This is a genomic window from Rhizobium sp. CAU 1783 (assembly GCF_054551725.1).
This window is the reverse complement of record NZ_JBTOLM010000001.1, coordinates 737,540-757,862: the sequence shown is the minus strand read 5'-3', so window position 1 is coordinate 757,862 and position 20,323 is coordinate 737,540. Positions and strand designations below refer to the sequence as shown.

Genomic DNA, 20,323 nt, shown 5'->3' with positions numbered 1-20,323 from the left:
GTTGACAACGCGCCCGTTTCGCTGTGCTGAGAGGGTCACGCGTAGAAATCGACGGACACGGGCTCATGATCATCATAGCGGGACTCGGCAATCCCGGGGCGAAGTACCAGGACAACCGCCACAACATCGGCTTCATGGCGGTCGATGCCATCCACCGGCGCCATTCCTTCTCGCCCTGGTCGAAGAAGTTCAAGGCGGAGATCGCCGAGGGCGAGATCGCCGGCGAGAAGGTGCTGCTGATGAAGCCGCAGACCTTCATGAACCTGTCCGGCGATTCGGTCGGCGAGGCCATGCGCTTCTACAAGCTCGGCCCGGCCGACATCGTCGCCGTGCACGACGAACTCGATCTGCCGCCCGGCAAGGTCCGCCTCAAGACCGGCGGCGGGCACGGCGGCCACAACGGCCTGAAATCCCTCGACGCCCATTGCGGCAAGGATTATCGCCGCCTGCGCCTCGGCATCGGCCATCCGGGCGACAAGGACCGGGTGCACGCCCATGTGCTCGGCGATTTCGCCAAGGTCGACCGGACCTGGCTCGACCCGCTGCTCGACGCCATCGCCGACAATGCCGACATGCTGGTCAAGGGCGACGACGGCAAGCTGATGAACAAGCTGGCTCTCGCGACCGGCGGCAAGGAAGAGGCGGAAAAGCCGGCTCAGAAGAAGGCCGGTGACGCGCCCCAGAAGACAGGCAAGTCGCATATCCATCAGGCCCGCAACAGCGCGCAGCCGAAGAAGCTGCCCGAGACGGGGCCGATGGCCGAGATGCTCAAGAGAATGTTCGGCCCGAAATCCGACTGATCCGACAACATCCGACGAAAACCCAAATACGGCAGGGCGCAGCCGCCCCTCGGCCGTCACCACCAGAATGAACCGAAGGCAGGAACCCATCATGGCGAACCACGACATCACCAACGACCTCGCCACCCTGCGCGACTATTGGCGTTACGCGATCTCGCGCTTCAACGCTGCCGGACTGAGCTACGGCCACGGCACGACCAATGCCGTCGATGACGCCGCTTTCCTCGTGCTCGACAGCCTCGACCTGCCGATCGACACGCTCGACCCCTTCCTCGACGCCAGGCTCCTGCCGGCGGAGCGCAAGCTGCTTGCCGAACGCATCGAGGCCCGCGTCACGACCCGCAAGCCGTCGGCCTACCTGACCGGGCGCTCCTACATCCAGGGCATGCGCTTCTTCGTCGATGAGAGGGTGATCGTTCCCCGCTCCCATATCGGCGAGATCCTGTTCAACGAATATGCCAGCGAGCTCGATTCGACTTTCCTGCCCGATCCCTATGCCGTGGAAAGCGTCGTCGACATCTGCACCGGTTCGGGATGCCTCGCCATTCTTGCGACCCGCTTCTTCCCCATGGCGACCGTCGATGCGGTCGACCTGTCGGCGGATGCGCTTGCCGTCGCGGAGAAGAATGTCGAGGCCTACGGCCTGCAGGATCAGCTGACTCTGCATCAGGGTGACCTGTTTGCCCCCCTCGCCGGCCGCAAGTTCGACGTCATCATCACCAATCCGCCCTATGTCGACCACGAGGCGCTCGACGCCTTCCCCGCCGAATACCGCGCCGAACCGGTGATGGCCCATGACGGCGGCGAGGACGGCCTCGACCTCGTCCGCACGCTGCTTGCGGAAGCCCCGAAGCACCTCAACCCCGGTGGCGGCATGCTCTGCGAAATCGGCCGCGGTCGCGACATCCTTGAGGCCGAATTCCCGGATCTCGACTTCCTCTGGGTCGAAACCACCGAGGAGGCCGACGCGGTCTTCTGGATCAGCGCGGAAGCGCTGGGCGTGAAGGCGAAGAAGGGCAAGTGAGGCCACGAAGGGGAGAGCGATCCGATGGCGGAGGAAATCTCGGTCCGCGCTTTGGACCAGGACGATCTTACCGGCCTGCTGGCGCTCTATCGCCAGCTCGTCGAGAACGATCTACCCCTCTCTCCGGTCTTGGCCGAGACACAATTCGCTGAAATACTCCGCCGTGACGGGATGACGGTGTTCGGTGGTTTCGCCGGCACCGTCCTCGCCAGCACCTGCACGCTGATCGTTGTGCCCAACCTGACGCGCGGCGGTATGCCCTATGCCTTCATCGAGAATGTGGTCACTGACGCCGGGCACCGGCGCACGGGACTTGGGCGGCGAACTGTCCAGGCGGCCATTGACGCCGCGCTCGCGGCCGGCTGCTACGCCGTTCGCCTGATGACCGGCGCAAAGCAGCCCGGCACTCTCGACTTCTACCGGAGCTGCGGCTTCGACATGACGAAACACGGGCTGGAGGTGCGCCGGATCCCATCCCGCTAGGCAAGGCGTCCCGTACGATGCGGAACAACGAAGGGCGCTTCTGCATTGAAATGCCCTGGAGGTTCCTCATGTACCTTGCCCTTTCGCCATTGCCCCTGCCCCGCCCCCTGAGCCGCAGGCTCGACGGACTGGTCCTCAAGCTCTCCCAGCCGCAGGGCATGACCTTCGACTTCACCACGCCGGCGGGGGAAGAAGCCCTGGCGCCTGCCGATTCGATCTCGTGGCAGGTGTTCAAGAATCCCGTGACGGTCTTCATCGGTGGGATCACCGCCGTGCTGCTCGAGCTCGCCGAGCCGCATGTGCGCGATGGCGTCTGGCAGCACAGCAGCTTCCGGGCAGATGCCCTGACCCGCATGCAGCGCACCGGGCTTGCCGCGATGGTGACCGTCTACGGTGCCCGCAGCAAGGCCGAGGTGATGATCGCCGGCGTCAACCGCCGGCATGGCACGGTGGCGGGCACGACAAGCGACGGACAAAGCTACAGGGCCGATGATCCGATCCTGCTCGACTGGGTCCAGGCGACCGCGGCCTTCGGTTTCATGGAGGCCTATCACCGCTACGCACGGCCCCTCTCCGACGCAGCCCGCAACCGCTTCCTTGCAGAGGGAAAGCCCGCAGCCCTCCTCTACGGCGCGACCAACGCGCCGAGCTCGGTCGCGGAAATGAACATGCTGTTCGAGGTGATGCGGGCGCGGCTGGTGAGATCGGACGTGGTGTTCGAGTTTCTCGACATCGTCGGCAAGGTCCAGGTCCTGCCACGCCTGTTTCGCCCCTTCCAGACGCTGCTCATTAAGGCCGCCGTCGAGCTGCTTCCGGGCTGGGTGCGCGACCGGCTCGGCCTCCAGCACGCCTTTCAGCTGACGCCGGCGCAACGCGCCATGGTGCGGGGAACCGCCTTCGTGGCCGAGCGGATCCTGCTGCCGTCCTCGGCGCCGGTTCAGGCCTGCAGGCGTCTCGGACTGCCCGACACCTATCTCTACCGCCGCACCGACACCTGAACGCTATTCCTCCGGCTCCGCGGTGAACATCAGCGGGAAGCCGGCCTCCTTGCCGAGATCGGTCGCCTCCTTCGCCTTCGTTTCGGCGATGTCGCGGGTGCAGACCACCACGACGGCGGTGCCGAACTTGTGGGCGGTCATCATCACCCGGTAACCGGTCTCCTCGCTCATCCGGAACACGGCTTTGAGCACCATCGTCACGAACTCCCGCGGCGTATAGTCGTCGTTGAGCAGCAGCACCTTGTAGAGCCGGGGCCGTTCCGGCTTCGGCTTGGTCACTGTCTTCGGCTTGAGAGCGGTATCGCTGTCCGTCATCGGAAACCTCGTCCGTCGATGACCCGGGCCGGCAGTCGCGAAGACCGGCCTCTTGTCATGATAAACCCAGAGCCTTCGTCCGTCGATCAGGCCAGGAACCGGCCGGTCTCCGCCGAAGACCTTGACCGCATGGCTCCTTTATCCCATACGCGTGGTCAACGAAAATTCCAAGCTGAGCAGGTATCAGAGCCATGGGCTTCAAATGCGGTATCGTCGGTCTGCCGAATGTCGGCAAGTCCACCCTCTTCAACGCGCTGACCAAGACGGCGGCGGCGCAGGCCGCCAACTATCCGTTCTGCACGATCGAGCCGAACACCGGTGAAGTGGCCGTTCCCGATCCGCGGATGAAGAAGCTCGCCGACATTGCAGGCTCCAAGGAAATCATCCCGACCCGCATCTCCTTCGTCGACATCGCCGGCCTCGTGCGCGGCGCATCCAAGGGCGAGGGCCTCGGCAACAAGTTCCTCGCCAACATCCGCGAAGTCGACGCCGTCGTGCACGTGCTGCGCTGCTTCGAGGATGACGACATCACCCATGTGGAAGGCAAGATCAATCCGGTCGGCGACGCCGACACGATCGAGACCGAGCTGATGCTCGCCGACCTCGAAAGCCTCGAGCGCCGCGTCGAGCAGACCCGCAAGCGCGCCACCGGCAAAGACAAGGATGCGACCGCCCAGCTGCCGGTTATGGAAGCCGTCATCAAGCTCCTGAACGAAGGCAAGCCGGCCCGCGTCCTCCTGAAGACGCTGGCGCCCGAAGAGATCGAGATCCTCAAGGGTCTGAACCTCCTGACCTCGCATCCGGTGCTTTACGTCTGCAACGTCGCCGAGGCCGACGCCGCAACCGGCAACAAGCATACCGAAGCGGTGGCAAAAATGGCCGCCGAACAGGGCGCCGAATGCGTCATCATCTCGGCCGCGATCGAGGCGGAAGTCGCCCAGCTGCCGGAAGAGGAAGCCGCCGAGTTTCTCTCCGCCCTTGGCCTCGACGAAGCCGGCCTCGACCGGCTGATCCGCGCCGGCTACCACCTGCTCGACCTCATCACCTACTTCACCGTCGGCCCGAAGGAATGCCGCGCCTGGACGATCGTGCGCGGCACCAAGGCGCCTGCCGCCGCTGGCGTCATCCACACCGATTTCGAACGCGGCTTCATCCGTGCCTTCACCATCTCCTATGACGACTACATCGCCTACAAGGGCGAAGTCGGCGCCAAGGAAGCCGGCAAGGGCCGCGACGAAGGCAAGGAATACGTCGTCCACGACGGCGACGTCATCCACTTCCGTTTCAACACCTGAAACCGGCTTGGCCGGACATCGGATACGGACAGCGACTGCCGCCCTTCACCGAAGAGGCGGCAGTTTTTCTTTGAGCGGCTGCGGAAGCCCCGACACGACGATCCGGCGGAACCACGGCCAGCCGACACCGATGGTCAGCACCACCAGCCCGACGATCAGGAGCGTCACGAAGATGTAGACGTCGAGTTCCATGTCGGCCGTCTCGAAGAGCTTGTAGATCGCGAAACCGAGCGACAGCAGCCCGGACGTCACGAACGCGCGTCGGTCGATCACCAGACCGATACCCATGAACAGTGTCACGATCACCACCACCATGAACGCCTCGCCGTTTCCGGCATTCTCCGGGAAGGTCCCCAGATCGCTGATGCCGCCCATGAAGACGAAGGACAGCATCGCGTAAAGAAGTGCCGGTGCCGCACCAAGATGCAGCCAGAACGCCACGTCCGAACTGCGTGTCTGCCGCGCGGGATCCCTGAGGTCGAAACTCAGCGCAAGCGCAAACAGGGCGAGCGCCGCCGCCAGGAGGATGACCGAGGTAAAAGTCGGGTGATTGAGGACGAAGTTCGCATCCCCCGTCGCCATCTGGATCAGATAGAAGATCAGGATCAGGCCGAGCGAACAGGCCGAAACGAAGAAAAGCGCCAGTGACAACGGAACCCGGTAGCGCCAGTGGAAGACCGCCAGAAGCACAGGGAATGGCAGGACATAGAACAGGGCATAGCCGATCGGGCTGAACCCTTCGCTGTCGACGTCGAGCGCGAAGGCTGTGACAACCGCGATCCACTGGACAAAGGCGACGGTGAGCGCAACGGCAGGAAGCGCGAGACGCTGGCGGCGCACCAGCACCTCGGCCAGTATGACGATGGCCGGCAGCGCCGCATAGAATGTGCCGACGCCCCAGATGCCGGCCAGAACGATGACGATGCCGATCGTGATGAGCACGTCGTGAAAGCCGCGCACGAAACGCGGGGTCTCGGTGTCGCCAACGGGTTCGCGGATGCCCTCGGCTGCCACGGATCGGCCTCGATCAATATAGACCAGCAGCTTCTCCGCCTGCGCCTCGGTAATGATACCCTCCCGGCTCGCACCGGAAAGAAGCCCCTTCAGATCGGAATCCACGAAACATACCCTCGTCAGCAATCAATGGACGATTGATACGCGTCTGGCATCATCGCGACCAGAGGTCGGGCACGAAATACCGTCGGAACGGTTCGAGGGCTTGCTCTCCGACACAAAAAGACCCGTCGACGGCAAGCCGACGGGTCCGGTCGAACGTGATTTCGTCGATTTCAGACCTTCTTCATCGGGCAGGTCGAGATGCCGAGGATCGAGTAGAGCGGGCAGGTCGAGAACAGGCCGGTGAGCAGCGGCACGATGCCGATCAACGCGAAGTAGCGCCACGGCGCACCCGGATAGATGAAGAACAGCGACAGCACGATGAGGCCGACGACGATGCGCAGGATGCGGTCGACGGATCCGACATTCTTGGTGAACATGACTTTTCCTTTCGGGCGAAAACGGTTGCGATACCCAAGCATAGCGAAAGCCCCGGCGCGTTCAGTGACTTAGTCACCGGCCGTAAGAGTTAGTCGGCACTCGCCATGCGCTGCAGTTCGCTCCGGTCCAGCACGCGGACATGGCCGCGTTCATTGGCGATCACACCCTTCGACACGAGCGCCTCGAGCCGGCGTGAAACCACCTCGCGGGCCGAGCCGATCATCACCGCCAGCTCCTGATGCGTGGTCTCGACCACGTTACCCGCCCCTACCCGGTCGAGCAGTGCCCGGGCAAGCCTCTGCTCGACCTTGACGAAGGCCACCTGCTCCAGCACGAACATCAGGTCGCCGAGACGCGAGGCAAAGGCGCGGAAGACGAAGGCACGGAAACTTGCGGACCGCGCGATCAACGTTTCGAACATCGCCGGCGGCACCATGACCGCCACCAGGTCCGTCTCGGCGATCGCCTCGCCGGTGTAGAGCGCACCACCCAGAACGCCGAGTGTGGTCTGCACGCACGTCTCACCCGGGGTGACGGCATAGAGCAGCAGTTCGCGCCCGCCCCGCCCGCTGAGATAAACGCCGATCCGGCCGGAAATCAGGATGACGAAGGCCTGCGCCTCGTCGCCCGGCCGGAACAGCGTGGTCCGATCGGGCACGTGCTGCGGCTTCAGCCCTTCGAGAGCCGCCCGTGCCTCCGCATCGAGGATCGACAGGAAAGGTGTGTGATCGATCCACCCGCCCATGGCTCCTCCTTGTCTTTGCCGTTGTCGGGCGCCATTCTGCACGGAAACGCCCGCAAGGAAATGCTGCATGCCATTGCCAAGACTCTATTTTGAGGATTTTACGGTCGGAAGGGTTTTCGAACTCGGACCAAAAACCGCAATCGCCGAAGAAATCATCGAATTTGCGAGGGAATTCGACCCGCAACCGATGCACCTGTCGGAAGCAGCAGGCAAGGCAAGCATCCTCGGCGGCCTCTCGGCCTCCGGCTGGCACACCAGCGCGATGTTCATGCGCATGATGATCGATTCCTATCTATTGGCGGCCCATTCAGAAGGCGCCCCGGGGATCGACACCATGGAATGGAAGAAGCCCGTGCTCGCGGGCGACACGCTGACCGGAAGCTCCACTGTCACCGCCGCGCGGCCGATGCGCTCGCGGCCCCATATCGGCATCGTCACCTTCGAACACCGGCTGGAGAATCAGCGCGGCGAAACCGTGATGCGCTCGGTCAACTCGGTGATGTTCCGCCTGCGTCCGCAGGAGAATGCCGCGTGAAGATGATCGAACTCTATCCAGCCGGCCACAGGGTCGAGACCGGCACCCGCACATTTACGGCCGACGACATCATCCGTTTTGCCGAGAAATTCGACCCCCAGCCCTTCCATACCGATCCCGAAGCGGCGAAAACCTATGTGTTCGGCGCTCTCTGCGCCTCCGGCTGGCACACCTGCGCCCGATGGATGCGTTGCTTCATCGACTTCTGGGGCAAGGAGGTCAAACGCCTCGCCGAAGAAGGCATCGCACCGCCCAAGCTCGGCCCCTCGCCCGGTTTCGAACAGTTGCAGTGGCTGAAGCCTGTCTATGCAGGCGACACGATCACCTATAGCCTCACCAGCGTCGAGAGCCGCCCGCTTGCCTCGCGTCCCGGCCTCATCCTGAACACCGGGATCGGCGAAGGCGTGAACCAGGATGGCGAGACGGTCCTGCGCTTCAGGACCAAGATCCTCGAATTCGAATAGGAGACGCACCCGTGAGCATCTATGATTTCCACGCCGTCGACATCGACGGGAAAGACCGCGATCTCTCGGAATTCGCCGGAAAGGTCGTGCTCGTCGTCAACACGGCGAGCGCCTGCGGTTATACGCCCCAATATACCGGCCTCCAGCATCTGCAGGAGACCTTCGCACCAGACCTCGTGGTGCTCGGCTTCCCCTGCAACCAGTTCGGCGGTCAGGAGCCCGGCAGCGAGGACGAGATCAAGGCCTTCTGCGACATCAACTTCAAGGTCGGCTTTCCGCTCTTCTCCAAGGTCGAAGTCAACGGATCGGGCGCCCATCCGCTGTTCAAGTACCTGACCCACGAGGTGCCCGGCATTCTGGGCACCGAGACGATCAAGTGGAACTTCACCAAATTCCTCATCGGCCGGGACGGTCAGCCGATCGCCCGATACGCCCCCGGCACGAAACCCGAAGACATCGCCAGCGACATCCGCAAGGCGATCGCAGGCTGATATGACCATGGCGCGCGACGGTTTCCGCATGCTGCCGACCCGCTATGCGGGTCTGCATGCCGTCGCGGCCACGAGCAGCCACAGCTTCCCGCGCCACACCCATGACGAATTCGGCATCGGTGTCATCACCGCCGGCGGCCAGCTTTCCGCGTCCGGCCGGGGCCAGGTCACGGCCGGTGCGGGAGACCTCATCACGGTCAATCCGGGCGAGGTGCATGACGGCCTGCCGCTCCGCGGCGAAGCGCGAAGCTGGTCCATGCTCTACCTCGACCCAAACCTGCTTGCCGCCGTTCAGGCAGGCCTCGGCGATGCAATCGGGACGTTCGAGTTCGAGCAACCGGTGCTTAGCGACCGTCCGGACACCGCCGGCTTCCTCTCCACCTTCGAACGCGTGACTACCCGGGATGAGACGGCCCGCGACATGGCGATCGAACAGGCCCTCCTCCGCCTCTTTGCGCCGCTCGCAAGCGGGAAGGACAGGAGAGCGGCCCACGGTCCCTCTCCCGGCCTTGGCCGCGCCCGTGCGCTGATCGACGACGATCCCTCCCGCGACACCTCGCTGGCGGATCTCGCGAGGGAAACCGGCCTCAGCCGGTTCCAGACGCTTCGAGCCTTCCGCGCCCTCACCGGACTGACGCCCCATGCCTATCTGCTGCAGCGGCGGGTTGCCGATGCGCGGCGTCGCATCGCCGGTGGAGCCTCGCTCGCGCTTGCCGCTGCAGAGAGCGGCTTTTCCGACCAGAGCCACATGACCCGGGAGTTCCGTCGGCGCTACGGCCTGACACCGGCCGCCTACAGAATGGCCTGCCTGTCCTGCAATTCCGTTCAAGACGCCTGAGCCGGCCCGGCGCAAACTTCCGCCGGTCATCAACAACCGGACAGGCCCATGCTCATCGAGTTCGTCGTCACATCGCTCATCGTCATCGCAACCCCGGGAACCGGGACGCTCTACACCATCGCCACCGGGCTCGCCCACGGCCGCGCCCCCGCATTGGTCGCGGCTTTCGGCTGCACGCTCGGCATCCTGCCCCACATGGCGGCAGCCATGGCCGGACTGGCGGCCGTGCTCGCGACGAATGAGGCCGCCTTCAACATCCTCAAATTCGCCGGCGCGCTCTACCTGATCTGGATGGCCATCAGCATCTGGCGCGACAGATCACTTCTGACGCCGTCCGGCGAAGCGCACAGGCGCGGCAGCATCGAAATCATCCGCCACGCGATCCTGATCAATCTGCTCAATCCGAAACTGTCGATCTTCTTTCTGGCGCTGCTGCCGCAGTTCGTCCATCAGGACGATCCCGACGCCCTCCCCGCAATGGCCGTCTACGGCCTTGCCTTCATGGTTATGACCTTTGCGGTCTTCGCCCTTTACGGGGTGTTTGCCGCCATGACTCGTGACCGGGTACTCTCCAGTGCCCGTCTCACCAACCTCATTCGGCGCGTGTTCGCGGCCGGCTTTCTGGCGCTTGGTGTCCGGCTTGCCCTTGCCGACAAATGAAGACAGGCCCGTCGAGGAAAAGACATCACGGAACAGTCAGCGCTCTCGGAAGTTCCCCTCAAGTGTTGAACAGAGGAGAGCAAGATGCACAAGGACAAGCGGCAGGAAGAAAAGGCCGCCAAGGGCGACCTCGATCATCGCATCATCGTGGCCGGGCCGGAGACCCGCGCCCGGGAGAGCGGCAAGAAGGACCCGCAACCGCCAAAGACCGTCGTCAGGAACGGTGACGAGAACGCCCCATCCGGCAAATAGGCCGGTAGTCGGAACTCAACAGTCTCACACTATCTGAGCAATCTATCGAACCGGGCCGCCGAACCGAGCCGGCGGCCCACTCTTGTTAGTGGCCTGAAAACTCGACGAGGGTGCGGACCTCGACGCCGAGAGCCTCGAGCTTCTTACGCCCGCCGAGGTCCGGCAGGTCGATGACGAAACAGGCCGACACGACGTCCGCGCCGATCTTGCGCAGCAGCTGAACCGCGCCGACCGCCGTGCCGCCGGTGGCGATCAGGTCGTCGACCAGGATCACCTTCTGGCCGGGTTCTACGGCATCCACATGCATCTCCATCTCGTCGACGCCGTATTCCAGGCTGTAGGCGATACTGACCGTCTCGTGCGGCAGCTTGCCCTTCTTTCGGATCGGCACGAAACCGGCCGAGAGCTGGTGCGCCACGGCGCCCCCGAGAATGAAGCCGCGCGCTTCCATACCTGCGATCTTGTCGATCTTCAGCCCGGCATAGGGCTGCACCAGTTCGTCCACGGCGCGCCGAAAGGCCCGCGGATTGCCGAGCAGGGTGGTGATGTCGCGGAAGATGATGCCCGGCTTCGGATAGTCGGGAATGGAGCGTATCGAGGATGCGAGCTCCAGCGCAAAGTTACTCATGGTCAGTCCACAATCGATTGGTGAGGGAGGAATTCGCCGACACTATCAAGTCCGGCAAATCGAGACCAACAAAAAAGGCGACCCGTGGGCCGCCTTCTTTCGTCTGGATGCAACGATCCGCGAAGGATCAATGCTCCTTGTTGGCGTAGACAGACTTCTTCGTCAGGTAGACGAGCGCGGTGAAGATCGCCAGGAACACCATCACCATGAAGCCGGTGCGCTTGCGCTCTTCGAGGTGCGGCTCGGCAGCCCACATAAGGAAGGCCGAAACGTCCTTCGCATACTGGTCCAGCGTCTGCGGCGTGCCATCGTCGTAGGTGACCTGATCGTCGGCGATCGGCGGTGCCATGGCGAGCGATGCGGAACCGGCGAAGTACGGGTTGAAGTGCGTACCTTCGGCGATGGCGACGCCTTCCGGCGGCTCCTGGTAACCGGTCAGCAGCGAGTAGATATAGTCCGGGCCGCCTTCCTGGTACTGCGTGAAGATATCGAACACGAAGGTCGGGAAACCGCGCTCGACGCCGCGCGCCTTTGCGATGAGCGAGAAGTCCGGGGGAGCCGCACCACCATTGGCTGCGGCAGCAGCCTCGGCATTGGCAAACGGAGCCGGGAAGTGATCGGACGGAACGGCCTTGCGGGTGAACATTTCACCATCGGCGTTCGGACCGTCCTGAACTTCGTATTCGGCCGCGAAAGCCTTCACCTGTTCTTCGGAGTAACCGAGGTCTTCCAGCGTGCGGAAGGCAACCAGGTTCATCGAGTGGCAGGCCGAGCAGACTTCCTTGTAGATCTTCAGGCCGCGCTGCAGCTGACCCTTGTCGTACTTGCCGAACGGGCCGGCAAACGACCATTCGACATTGTGCGGCTTGAAGATCGGATAGTGGCTGGCAGCAGCGGCGTGCTCGACGGCAGCAGCGAGGTCATGCCCCTCTTCCGCAGCTGCGGAAGAGGCACCGAGACCGGCCATGGCAGCGATCAGCGCGATGCTTGTAACAAGCTTTTTCATAGTGTTGATCCCTCTCTCGCGCACTCAGGCCTGGGTTGCGGCAGACTTGCCGCTCTTTTCGAGAACCGCCTCGGTGATCGAGTTCGGAATGCGGCGCGGGGTTTCGAAGAGACCCAGCAGCGGCATGATCACCAGGAAGAAGCCGAAGTAATAGGCCGTGCCGATCTGCGACAGGATGACGTAGAGGCCTTCTGCCGGGCGCGAACCGAGCCAGCCGAGCATGACGGCGTTGGCGACGAAGACCCAGAAGAACAGCTTGAACCACGGACGGTAGACCGCCGAGCGGACCTTCGAGGTGTCGAGCCAGGGCAGGAAGAAGAGGATGATGATCGAGCCGAACATCACCAGAACGCCGCCGAGCTTCGAGTCGATCGGGCCGACGTTGAAGGTGATCGCGCGGAGCATCGCGTAGAACGGCAGGTAGTACCATTCCGGAACGATGTGGGCCGGCGTCTTCAGCGGGTTGGCCATCGTGTAGTTGTCGGGGTGGCCGAGATAGTTCGGCATGTAGAAGATGAACCAGGCGAAGACGATCAGGAAGACCGATACGCCGAAGGCATCCTTGAGCGTTGCGTAAGGCGTGAACGGAACGGTGTCCGTCTTCGACTTGACTTCGACGCCGGTCGGGTTGGTCTGGCCGGTGACATGCAGGGCCCAGACGTGCAGGATGACGACGCCCGCGATCATGAAGGGCAGCAGGTAGTGAAGCGCGAAGAAGCGGTTCAGAGTCGGCTGGTCAACGGCGAAGCCGCCGAGCAGGAACTGCTGGATCCATTCGCCGACCAACGGGAAGGCGGTAAAGAAGCCGGTGATAACGGTCGCGCCCCAGAAGGACATCTGACCCCAGGGCAGAACGTAGCCCATGAAGCCGGTCGCCATCATCAGCAGGTAGATGACCACGCCGAGGATCCAGAGGATTTCGCGCGGAGCCTTGTACGAGCCGTAGTAGAGGCCGCGGGCAATGTGCAGGTAGACTGCGATGAAGAAGAACGACGCACCGTTGGCGTGCATGTAGCGCAGGAGCCAGCCGTGGTTCACGTCGCGCATGATCTTCTCGACCGAGACGAAGGCGACGGTGGTGTCGGCTGCATAGTGCATGGCGAGCACGACGCCCGACAGGATCTGAACGATCAGCATGACCGACAGCATGGCGCCGAAGGTGTAGGCATAGTTCAGGTTGCGGGGAACCGGATAGGCAACGAAGCTGTCATAGATCATGCGCGGCAGCGGCAGCCGCGCGTCGATCCACTTCTCAAGGCCGGTCGACGGCTGGTAACTGGAATGACCACTCATATTCTCTTATCCCCTCAACCGATCTTGATCACAGAATCGGAAACGAATGCAAATGTCGGAACGGGCAGGTTCTGCGGCGCCGGACCTTTGCGAATGCGGCCCGCGGTGTCGTAGTGCGAACCGTGGCAGGGACAGAACCAGCCACCGAAGTCGCCAGCCTGGCCGAGCGGCACGCAGCCGAGATGGGTGCAGACGCCGATCATGACGAGCCAGTTTTCCTTGCCTTCGCCGGCCGAGCGAGCGAGGTCGGTCGCTTCTGCGGCAGCATCGCCGTTGGCGTTGCGGGCAACCGGGTCCTTGAGGTCAGCGATCGCGACCGCCTTGGCTTCTTCCACTTCCTTTTCGGTACGGTTGCGGATGAAGACCGGCTTGCCGCGCCACTTGACGGTGAGCGACATGCCCGGCTCGACAGCAGCGACGTCGACTTCGATCGCGCCGAGAGCCAGAGTCGAGGCGTCGGGGCGCATCTGGTCGATGAACGGCCAGGCAACCGCAGCTGCACCGACGACACCGGCCATGCCGGTCGTCAGGTAAAGGAAATCGCGGCGAGTAGGCTCGCCCAAGGTTTCGCTATTCATCTCGTGCTCGCTCACGGTCAAACCATCCTCTTCGCGAATTCTGCGACACACCGCATTTCAAGGCGACGAGGATTGCATGCGCGGACACGATTGCGCCACAGATTCCCCGCCAATTTGGCGCGTTCTAAGCTTGATATTGAATTATGTCCAGTCTTCACAGGGGGATGAGGGCACAATGTCGCGGATTTATTCACGCCTCTTCGCCTGATTTTGCAGTGCCCTGCGGACTTGTTGCAACGCAAGTATAATTGCGGCATGGTCCCGCCTTCCGGGGACCGCCCCGCCCCATGGAATCGCGTTTGCATGAGAGACAGGCTTTCCCTCGTATTTTGCGTCCTGTTGTCTCTCGGACTGGCGATCGTCGGCCTCCGATACGTCACGGACTTCTGGCTGCTGTCCTTCTTCTTCAGCCTCCAGCCGCATATCGGCGTCGCCGCCGTCCTCGGCGCCCTCTTCTGCCTCGTGCTCCGGCGCAATATCTTAGGCTGGCTGCTGCTGAGCCTCGCGCTGTTCCTGTGCGGGCACGCCTTCTGGATGCAGCGGGAGTTCCTGCCTCCGGCGACCGTCGCCCCCTCCGACAGCACACCCTTCCGGATAATGAGCTTCAACATCCTCGGCGACAATTTCGCCAATGTCAGCCGCATCGTCGAGATGCTGAACGGTTCTGATGCGGATGTCGCCTTCGTCCTCGAGGCCGCTCCCCTCGAGCACCACCTGGAGGAGCTGTCGGCGGCCTTTCCTTACCGCATGGGCTGCGGCGCACTCGTCGATGGCTGCGACCTGATGATCCTGTCAAAGCACCCCTTCGAACAACCGGAATTCATGAGCCTCAGCGACCTGCGTTCCGACCGTTTTGCCATGGCGGGCATCCGCATCGGCGGCAAGCGCGTACAGCTCGCCGCAATCCACGTGACCAAGCCCTATTTCGACGACTACCACACCGAGGAACTGCGCCGCGCCGGCATCGAACTGCGCAAACGGGGCGGTCCGACGATCATCGCCGGCGACTTCAACTCCGACACCATCGCGCCCGACATGCAGCGCTTCCTGCGGCGCAATGCGCTGTGGGCCACCGGCCCGGAACCTGCAACCTGGCCGGTCGAGGCGGGCGTCTTCGGCATTCCGATCGACCACATCTATACGTCGGCGGACATCGTGCCGGTATCGCTGAAACGCATTGGCGACAGCTACGGCTCCAACCATTACGGCCTGATCGCGGACCTCGCAGTCGGCCCCTGAGCGTCGATCGGTCGCGCCGTCGCTATTCCGCCGCCTTGTCGTCGCTGTCCTCGTGTACCGCGAGGAAACCGCCGGACTGTCGGGCCCAGAGCTCGGCATAGAGCCCGCCCCTCTCGACGAGCTCGGCATGGGTGCCTTCCTCGATGATCCGGCCCTTGTCCATTACCACGAGGCGGTCGAGGGCGGCGATCGTCGAAAGGCGGTGGGCGATTGCCAGCACCGTCTTGCCCTGCATCAGCCGGTCGAGATTTGACTGGATCGCCGCCTCGACCTCCGAATCGAGCGCCGAGGTCGCTTCGTCGAGTACGAGGATCGGCGCATCCTTCAGCATGACGCGGGCGATCGCGATGCGCTGGCGCTGTCCGCCGGACAGCTTGACGCCACGCTCTCCGACATGGGCGTCATACCCCTTGCGCCCGCGCTGGTCCTCGAGCCGCTCGATGAAGTCGAGCGCCTCGGCCCTGTCGGCGGCCTTGTCGAGCATGTCCTGCGTCGCATCTTCACGGCCGAACACGATGTTGTCGCGGATCGAGCGGTGCAGAAGGGCCGTGTCCTGGGTCACCATGCCGATCTGCGACCGGAGGCTTTCCTGCGTCACCTTCGATATGTCCTGCCCGTCGATCAGGATCCGACCTCCCTCGACGTCATAAAAGCGCAGCAGCAGGTTGACGAGCGTCGACTTGCCGGCGCCGGACCGCCCGACGATGCCAACCTTCTCGCCGGGCCGGATCGTCAGCGTCAGATGGTCGATCGCTCCCCTCTTGCGCCCGTAATGGAAGGACACGTCCTCGAAACGGATTTCGGGGCTCGACACCTTGAGCGCGCCTGCACCCGGTTCGTCGACGAGGCCGATCGGCTTGGAGATCAGCTCGGCCGAGTTCTGGATCGTACCGATATTGCGCATGATGCCGTTGAGCTGGGTCATCATGCGGCCGAGCAGCATGTTGAGGCGCAGCACCAGGCCGAGCGTGAAGGCGACGCCACCCGCCGTGATCGCGCCGGCGAACCACAGATCCACCGAAAGCGCACCGATCATAACGATCATCACACCCGACAGGATCGCGAGCGATGCCCTCACCCCGGTCAGCAGACGCGCGAACGGCGTCAGCGTCGCCTGGAACCGGTCGAAACCGGCGCGGATGTAGTGGTCGTTCTGCTTTTCTCGGCCGAAGAGCTTGAGTGTCTGGATGTTCGAATAGGAATCGACCAGCCGACCGTTCAGCATGGAGGCGGCTTCCGCCGTCTCCTTGGCGTGATAACGGATGCGCGGCACGAAGATCCGGGCCAGAATGAGGAAGATGAAGATCCAAGTCGCGATGATCGCCGCAAGCCGCCAGTCGAGCTGCGCCACGAGCGCCATGGTAGAGACGGTGTAGATCACCATGAACCAGACGACCTGCAGCAGCGAGGTCAGGAGATCCCCGGTCGACTGGCCGGCCGACCAGACCTTGATGACGATGCGTCCGGAAAAGTCGTTCTGGAAGAAGGTGAGCGACTGCCGCGCCACATGCGCATGCGCCTGCCAGCGCACGAGGTTGAAGAAGTTGAGGACGATCACCTGTTCCTCGACAAGCGCGCCGATGGTGACCACCAGGAAGCGCCCGGCAAGCACGATCAGCGCCATCACCAGGAGTTCATAACCGTGGGCGGCGATGAGGCCGTCCCAACCGCCCTCCTTCGGCACCGTGTCGAGCAGGTCGACGAGCCGGCCGACGAACCAGAACAGCCCGGCCTCCAGCATGGCGACGGCACCGCCGAAGCCCGCCATCATCAGAAACGGCACCTTGGCCTGGCGAACATAGAACCACACGAAGGCCCAGGTTCCGGCCGGCGGACGAAGGTCGTCCGTCCGCGAATAGGGATCGATCCAGTTTTCAAAAAGGCGGGCGACGGAACGGAAGATCATGCCACCGGATATAGGCGGATTCTGCCACACGGCAAAGCGAATGTCGAGCGCTCGACACTACAATTGCGTCATGCTTCCGGGCAGTCGTTGCCGCTCACTGCTTGGAGAAGCGCGTGAGATAGATGCCGAAGAGAATGAGCGCGACACCGGCTGGCTGGCCGAGGTGAAAGACCGCTGTGCCCCGCAGGTAGTCGATCGCAAGCCCCGCGATCATCTGGCTGCCGATGATCAGCAGCGCCGACCGCGCCGCACCGACGCGCGGAAAGACATAGGACGAGATCGCCACGAACACCGCCCCGACCATGCCGCCGGTAAAGGCCCAGACCGGCACCTGTCCGAGCAGCGCCAGCCCTTCCCGCTCGAAGAAGACAACGAACACGCTGAGCAGCAGGAAGCCGATGAAGTGGTTCCAGAACGAGGCCCGGAACGCGCCGCGGTCCATCGTCAGCCGGCCGTTGATCGACCGGCTCATGCCGACGGCGGCACCGCCGGCCAATGCGATGAGCACAGATCCGAGCATGGTCACGCCCCTCCCGAATAGATGATCAACGCACTGCCCGCGACGACGCAGAGCGCTGCCGCGATGTCGAATCGGTTGAGCGCCCGCTTCGGCGTGCCAAAAAGCCCCCCAAGGTCGGACAGGAGGCCGAACAGGATCTGCCCGACCAGAAGCAGCGACAAACCGCCGGCAAGCGCGAGTTCCGAATTGACGGCAATCGACGAAAGGGCGACCGCGAAGGCACCGGGCGCCCCTCCCAGATAGGACCAGAGAGGCGGCCGCCCGCCCACCAGCCCGGCGCTCGAACCGCGACCGAAGAGCATCAGGTTGAGGCGCAGCAGGAAGAAGGCAGCGACGGCGCCGACCCCATGCACCACCCAGGACGCAACGAAGGGCGTCGAATAGCCTGCAAGCCCGCTGTTGATGGTGATCATGATCGCCAGCAGGCAACCGGCGAGCGCCGCCCAGATCCAATCGAGATAATGTCGCATGAAGCCTCGCTCAGCCGGTTTCCGTCCGGTCGGACGGCGAAGGCGCTGCATAGCCCCGCAGCGATGACGCGGCAATCGATTTATCGGCGACACCTCTGAAGGATTTCTGCACCCCGCTCATCGGGATGAGCCTCGGGGACATTGCAGGACCCCGAGACGGAAAATGGGGCCGCACGGCCCCATTCCCCAGTTTTGGCGATGGCAATCGGCCGGATCAGAACTCCGACCAGCCCTCGTTCGCCACGGCGGCATTGCCGTTGAAGGCGTTGACGAGCTTGCGCCCGAGCGCGCGGGCCGGAGAAACGGACGGACGCGAGGCCGCGCTCGCGGCACGCACCGGCGGCTGATAGGCTTGGGCAGCCCCTTCGCCAAGCTTGAACTGGGCGAGAAGTTCGGTGAGGGCCGCGGCCTGCTGGGCAAGCCCGTGGCTCGCCGCCGTCGACTGCTCGACCATGGCGGCATTCTGCTGCGTGCCCTGATCCATCGTGTTGACCGCGGTGTTGATCTCCATGAGGCCGGTCGACTGCTCGCGTGCAGAAGTGACGATCGCGCCGACATTGCGGTTGATCTCCTGCACTTCGGCGACGATCTTCTCCAGCGCCTTGCCGGTTTCGTCGACGAGCGACACGCCGTTGCGGACCTGTTCGCCCGACGTCGTGATCAGCGCCTTGATCTCCTTGGCCGCGTTTGCCGAACGCTGGGCGAGTTCGCGCACTTCCTGGGCGACGACGGCAAAACCCTTGCCGGCCTCACCGGCGCGGGCAGCTTCGACGCCGGCATTGAGCGCCAGGAGGTTGGTCTGGAAGGCGATGTCGTCGATCACGCCGATGATGTTCGAGATCTCGCCGGAGGACTTTTCGATCTCCTGCATGGCGGAAACCGCCCGACGCACGATCTCGCCGGAGGTTTCGGCTCCTTCCCGGGTCCGGGCAACGAGCTGGCCCGCTTCCTCGGCGCGAACGGACGAATCCTTGACCGCCGTCGTCACCTGCTCGAGCGCTGCCGCCGTCTCCTCGACGGAAGCGGCCTGCTGTTCGGTGCGTTTCGACAGATCGTCCGCAGCCGAGAGCATCTCACGGGCACCGGCATCGATCGCGCGGGCATTGTCGCCGACCGCGCGCATGGCGTCCTGCAGCTTGGAGACCGAATGGTTGAAATTGACGCGCAGCCCGTCGAGGTGGCCGGCAAAGGCCGCGTCGATCTTGACCGCAAGGTCGCCATCGGAGAGGCGCGCAAGCCCGCCCGCCAGCTGGTCGACGGCGAACTGGACCTCGGCCGCCTCGCGTGCCTTCTGCTCTTCGCGCGCCATCCGCTCCTGCTCGCTGAGACTGCGGTTCTGCTCCGCCTGGCGTTCGAGATTGGCGCGCTCGATGGCATTGTGGCGGAACACGGCGACGGCTGCCGCCATCTCGCCGATTTCGTCCTTGCGACCATCGAAGGGGATTTCGGCCGAGGTGTCGCCGGCCGCCAGATTGTTCATCGCGTGGGTGATGTCGGTGATCGGACGGGCGACACGGAAGAAGCTCAGGAGCGCTGCGGCCGCCGCAACCAGCGCGGCAAGAATCACGGAACCGATCGTCGCATAGATGGAAAAGAGCGAGACCGAGTCGGCATGCGCCATCGCCGCGTCCGTCGTGCTCCGGTTGAGTTCGACGATGTCGTTCATCCGCGCCGAGGCAGTCTTGGCGACGTCCGTCATCTTGCCGGTGAACAGGGCCTTGGCGCCGGCGATGTCCGCGGCAGCCTTGTGTTCGAGCAGTTCCGCACCGAGCTTGTCGTAATCGTCCAGGGCTGCCTTCAACCGGTCGAACAGCTCGACCGCCTGGGTGCGCGTGCCGTTGCCGGCGATCATGGCGCCGAAAGCGTCGAACGCTTCGCCGCGGGCGGCAACCGCACGGTTGAGCCCCTCGGTAAGCCTTGCCAGTTCGTCTGCATCGGCGGCGCTGAGAATGATCGCATAGTTGCGGCGGACTTCGGCGAACTGGGCGTTCATTTTCGCCACCGCCAGGGTGCGCGGCATGCGTTCGTGGCCGATGACATCGACCTGCTCCTTGACGTCGGAGATGAACTTGATGGCCATCACGCCCTGCACGATGCCGAGCGTCACGACGACCGCAAACAGAAGCGGCAACATGACTTTGATTTTGATGTTGGACATAACATTTGTTCCGGGAAGGAGAATCGGCATCCCAACGAACGCGGGCGGAAATGCCCTCGGAAGATCATCTTCCAAAAAATTAGGTCGGGTACTAATTAAGCTAAATTGGAACAAGTGAACGAAACCTT

The 20,323-nt window shown here is 63.5% G+C and carries 24 protein-coding genes; 12 read left to right on the top strand and 12 right to left on the bottom strand.

Features of this window, described 5'->3' with window-relative positions:
- Positions 1–65: 65 nt before the first annotated feature.
- The 4 genes from pth (at position 66) to ACX93L_RS03430 (ending at position 3,305) form a co-directional block, all read left to right on the top strand.
- Complete coding sequence (gene pth, locus ACX93L_RS03445) at positions 66–800, top strand: aminoacyl-tRNA hydrolase (protein WP_459403539.1); 735 nt, start codon at positions 66–68, stop codon at positions 798–800.
- Between the two features lie 91 nt (positions 801–891).
- Positions 892–1,824 (top strand): 50S ribosomal protein L3 N(5)-glutamine methyltransferase, encoded by a 933-nt coding sequence (gene prmB, locus ACX93L_RS03440; protein ID WP_459403538.1) that lies wholly within the window; start codon positions 892–894, stop codon positions 1,822–1,824.
- 24 nt (positions 1,825–1,848) lie between these two features.
- Complete coding sequence (locus ACX93L_RS03435; protein ID WP_459403537.1) at positions 1,849–2,307, top strand: GNAT family N-acetyltransferase; 459 nt, start codon at positions 1,849–1,851, stop codon at positions 2,305–2,307.
- Positions 2,308–2,375: 68 nt separating this feature from the next.
- Complete coding sequence (locus tag ACX93L_RS03430; protein WP_459403536.1) at positions 2,376–3,305, top strand: oxygenase MpaB family protein; 930 nt, start codon at positions 2,376–2,378, stop codon at positions 3,303–3,305.
- Between the two features lie 3 nt (positions 3,306–3,308).
- On the opposite strand, the gene clpS is transcribed toward ACX93L_RS03430, so the two are convergent.
- A complete protein-coding gene (clpS, locus tag ACX93L_RS03425; RefSeq protein WP_169586936.1) occupies positions 3,309–3,620 on the bottom strand; it encodes an ATP-dependent Clp protease adapter ClpS in 312 nt (103 codons plus the stop codon).
- Between the two features lie 191 nt (positions 3,621–3,811).
- Between clpS and ychF the strand changes: the two genes are divergently transcribed.
- A complete protein-coding gene (gene ychF, locus ACX93L_RS03420; protein ID WP_169586934.1) occupies positions 3,812–4,915 on the top strand; it encodes a redox-regulated ATPase YchF in 1,104 nt (367 codons plus the stop codon).
- A gap of 45 nt (positions 4,916–4,960) precedes the next feature.
- Here the strand turns inward: ychF and ACX93L_RS03415 are convergent, their stop codons facing one another.
- The 3 genes from ACX93L_RS03415 to ACX93L_RS03405 form a co-directional block, all read right to left on the bottom strand.
- Positions 4,961–6,034, bottom strand: a complete 1,074-nt coding sequence (locus ACX93L_RS03415; protein ID WP_459403535.1) for a hypothetical protein — start codon at positions 6,032–6,034, stop codon at positions 4,961–4,963.
- A 170-nt stretch (positions 6,035–6,204) separates the two neighbouring features.
- Entirely contained in the window at positions 6,205–6,411 is a 207-nt protein-coding gene (locus tag ACX93L_RS03410) for a YgaP family membrane protein (protein WP_459403534.1), read from the bottom strand.
- Between the two features lie 89 nt (positions 6,412–6,500).
- Positions 6,501–7,157: a Crp/Fnr family transcriptional regulator gene (locus tag ACX93L_RS03405; RefSeq protein WP_459403533.1), complete on the bottom strand. Its 657-nt coding sequence runs from the start codon at positions 7,155–7,157 to the stop codon at positions 6,501–6,503.
- Positions 7,158–7,224: 67 nt separating this feature from the next.
- Between ACX93L_RS03405 and ACX93L_RS03400 the strand changes: the two genes are divergently transcribed.
- The 6 genes from ACX93L_RS03400 to ACX93L_RS03375 all read left to right on the top strand — a co-directional run bounded on the left by ACX93L_RS03400 (position 7,225) and on the right by ACX93L_RS03375 (position 10,397).
- The gene (locus tag ACX93L_RS03400) at positions 7,225–7,692 is read left to right on the top strand and encodes a MaoC family dehydratase (RefSeq protein ID WP_459403532.1); all 468 of its coding nucleotides are present in this window, start codon (positions 7,225–7,227) and stop codon (positions 7,690–7,692) included.
- Positions 7,689–8,156: a MaoC family dehydratase gene (locus tag ACX93L_RS03395; protein WP_459403531.1), complete on the top strand. Its 468-nt coding sequence runs from the start codon at positions 7,689–7,691 to the stop codon at positions 8,154–8,156. Before ACX93L_RS03400 ends, ACX93L_RS03395 begins: the two co-directional genes overlap by 4 nt.
- An 11-nt stretch (positions 8,157–8,167) precedes the next feature.
- Complete coding sequence (locus ACX93L_RS03390; RefSeq protein WP_459403530.1) at positions 8,168–8,647, top strand: glutathione peroxidase; 480 nt, start codon at positions 8,168–8,170, stop codon at positions 8,645–8,647.
- 7 nt (positions 8,648–8,654) lie between these two features.
- Positions 8,655–9,485 (top strand): AraC family ligand binding domain-containing protein, encoded by an 831-nt coding sequence (locus ACX93L_RS03385; protein ID WP_459404133.1) that lies wholly within the window; start codon positions 8,655–8,657, stop codon positions 9,483–9,485.
- 48 nt (positions 9,486–9,533) lie between these two features.
- The gene (locus tag ACX93L_RS03380; protein WP_459403529.1) at positions 9,534–10,145 is read left to right on the top strand and encodes a LysE family translocator; all 612 of its coding nucleotides are present in this window, start codon (positions 9,534–9,536) and stop codon (positions 10,143–10,145) included.
- A gap of 84 nt (positions 10,146–10,229) precedes the next feature.
- Positions 10,230–10,397 carry a hypothetical protein gene (locus ACX93L_RS03375; protein ID WP_459403528.1) on the top strand — a complete coding sequence of 56 codons (168 nt, stop codon included), beginning with the start codon at positions 10,230–10,232 and terminating at the stop codon, positions 10,395–10,397.
- A gap of 85 nt (positions 10,398–10,482) precedes the next feature.
- On the opposite strand, the gene ACX93L_RS03370 is transcribed toward ACX93L_RS03375, so the two are convergent.
- The 4 genes from ACX93L_RS03370 to petA form a co-directional block, all read right to left on the bottom strand.
- Positions 10,483–11,025 carry an adenine phosphoribosyltransferase gene (locus tag ACX93L_RS03370; protein WP_459403527.1) on the bottom strand — a complete coding sequence of 181 codons (543 nt, stop codon included), beginning with the start codon at positions 11,023–11,025 and terminating at the stop codon, positions 10,483–10,485.
- Between the two features lie 127 nt (positions 11,026–11,152).
- Positions 11,153–12,031: a cytochrome c1 gene (locus ACX93L_RS03365; protein ID WP_459403526.1), complete on the bottom strand. Its 879-nt coding sequence runs from the start codon at positions 12,029–12,031 to the stop codon at positions 11,153–11,155.
- Positions 12,032–12,055: 24 nt separating this feature from the next.
- Positions 12,056–13,324, bottom strand: a complete 1,269-nt coding sequence (locus ACX93L_RS03360) for a cytochrome b (RefSeq protein ID WP_459403525.1) — start codon at positions 13,322–13,324, stop codon at positions 12,056–12,058.
- Between the two features lie 14 nt (positions 13,325–13,338).
- On the bottom strand, positions 13,339–13,917 hold the full coding sequence (petA, locus tag ACX93L_RS03355) for a ubiquinol-cytochrome c reductase iron-sulfur subunit (protein ID WP_459403524.1): 579 nt from the start codon (positions 13,915–13,917) through the stop codon (positions 13,339–13,341).
- 288 nt (positions 13,918–14,205) lie between these two features.
- On the opposite strand from petA, the gene ACX93L_RS03350 reads away from it, so the two are divergent.
- Complete coding sequence (locus ACX93L_RS03350; RefSeq protein ID WP_459403523.1) at positions 14,206–15,141, top strand: endonuclease/exonuclease/phosphatase family protein; 936 nt, start codon at positions 14,206–14,208, stop codon at positions 15,139–15,141.
- Between the two features lie 22 nt (positions 15,142–15,163).
- On the opposite strand, the gene ACX93L_RS03345 is transcribed toward ACX93L_RS03350, so the two are convergent.
- The 4 genes from ACX93L_RS03345 to ACX93L_RS03330 all read right to left on the bottom strand — a co-directional run bounded on the left by ACX93L_RS03345 (position 15,164) and on the right by ACX93L_RS03330 (position 20,195).
- Positions 15,164–17,047 (bottom strand): ABC transporter ATP-binding protein, encoded by a 1,884-nt coding sequence (locus ACX93L_RS03345; RefSeq protein ID WP_459403522.1) that lies wholly within the window; start codon positions 17,045–17,047, stop codon positions 15,164–15,166.
- Positions 17,048–17,141: 94 nt separating this feature from the next.
- Entirely contained in the window at positions 17,142–17,567 is a 426-nt protein-coding gene (locus ACX93L_RS03340; RefSeq protein WP_169586904.1) for a DMT family transporter, read from the bottom strand.
- 2 nt (positions 17,568–17,569) lie between these two features.
- Positions 17,570–18,037: a DMT family transporter gene (locus tag ACX93L_RS03335; RefSeq protein WP_459403521.1), complete on the bottom strand. Its 468-nt coding sequence runs from the start codon at positions 18,035–18,037 to the stop codon at positions 17,570–17,572.
- 214 nt (positions 18,038–18,251) lie between these two features.
- Positions 18,252–20,195 (bottom strand): HAMP domain-containing methyl-accepting chemotaxis protein, encoded by a 1,944-nt coding sequence (locus ACX93L_RS03330; protein WP_459403520.1) that lies wholly within the window; start codon positions 20,193–20,195, stop codon positions 18,252–18,254.
- Positions 20,196–20,323: the final 128 nt, after the last annotated feature.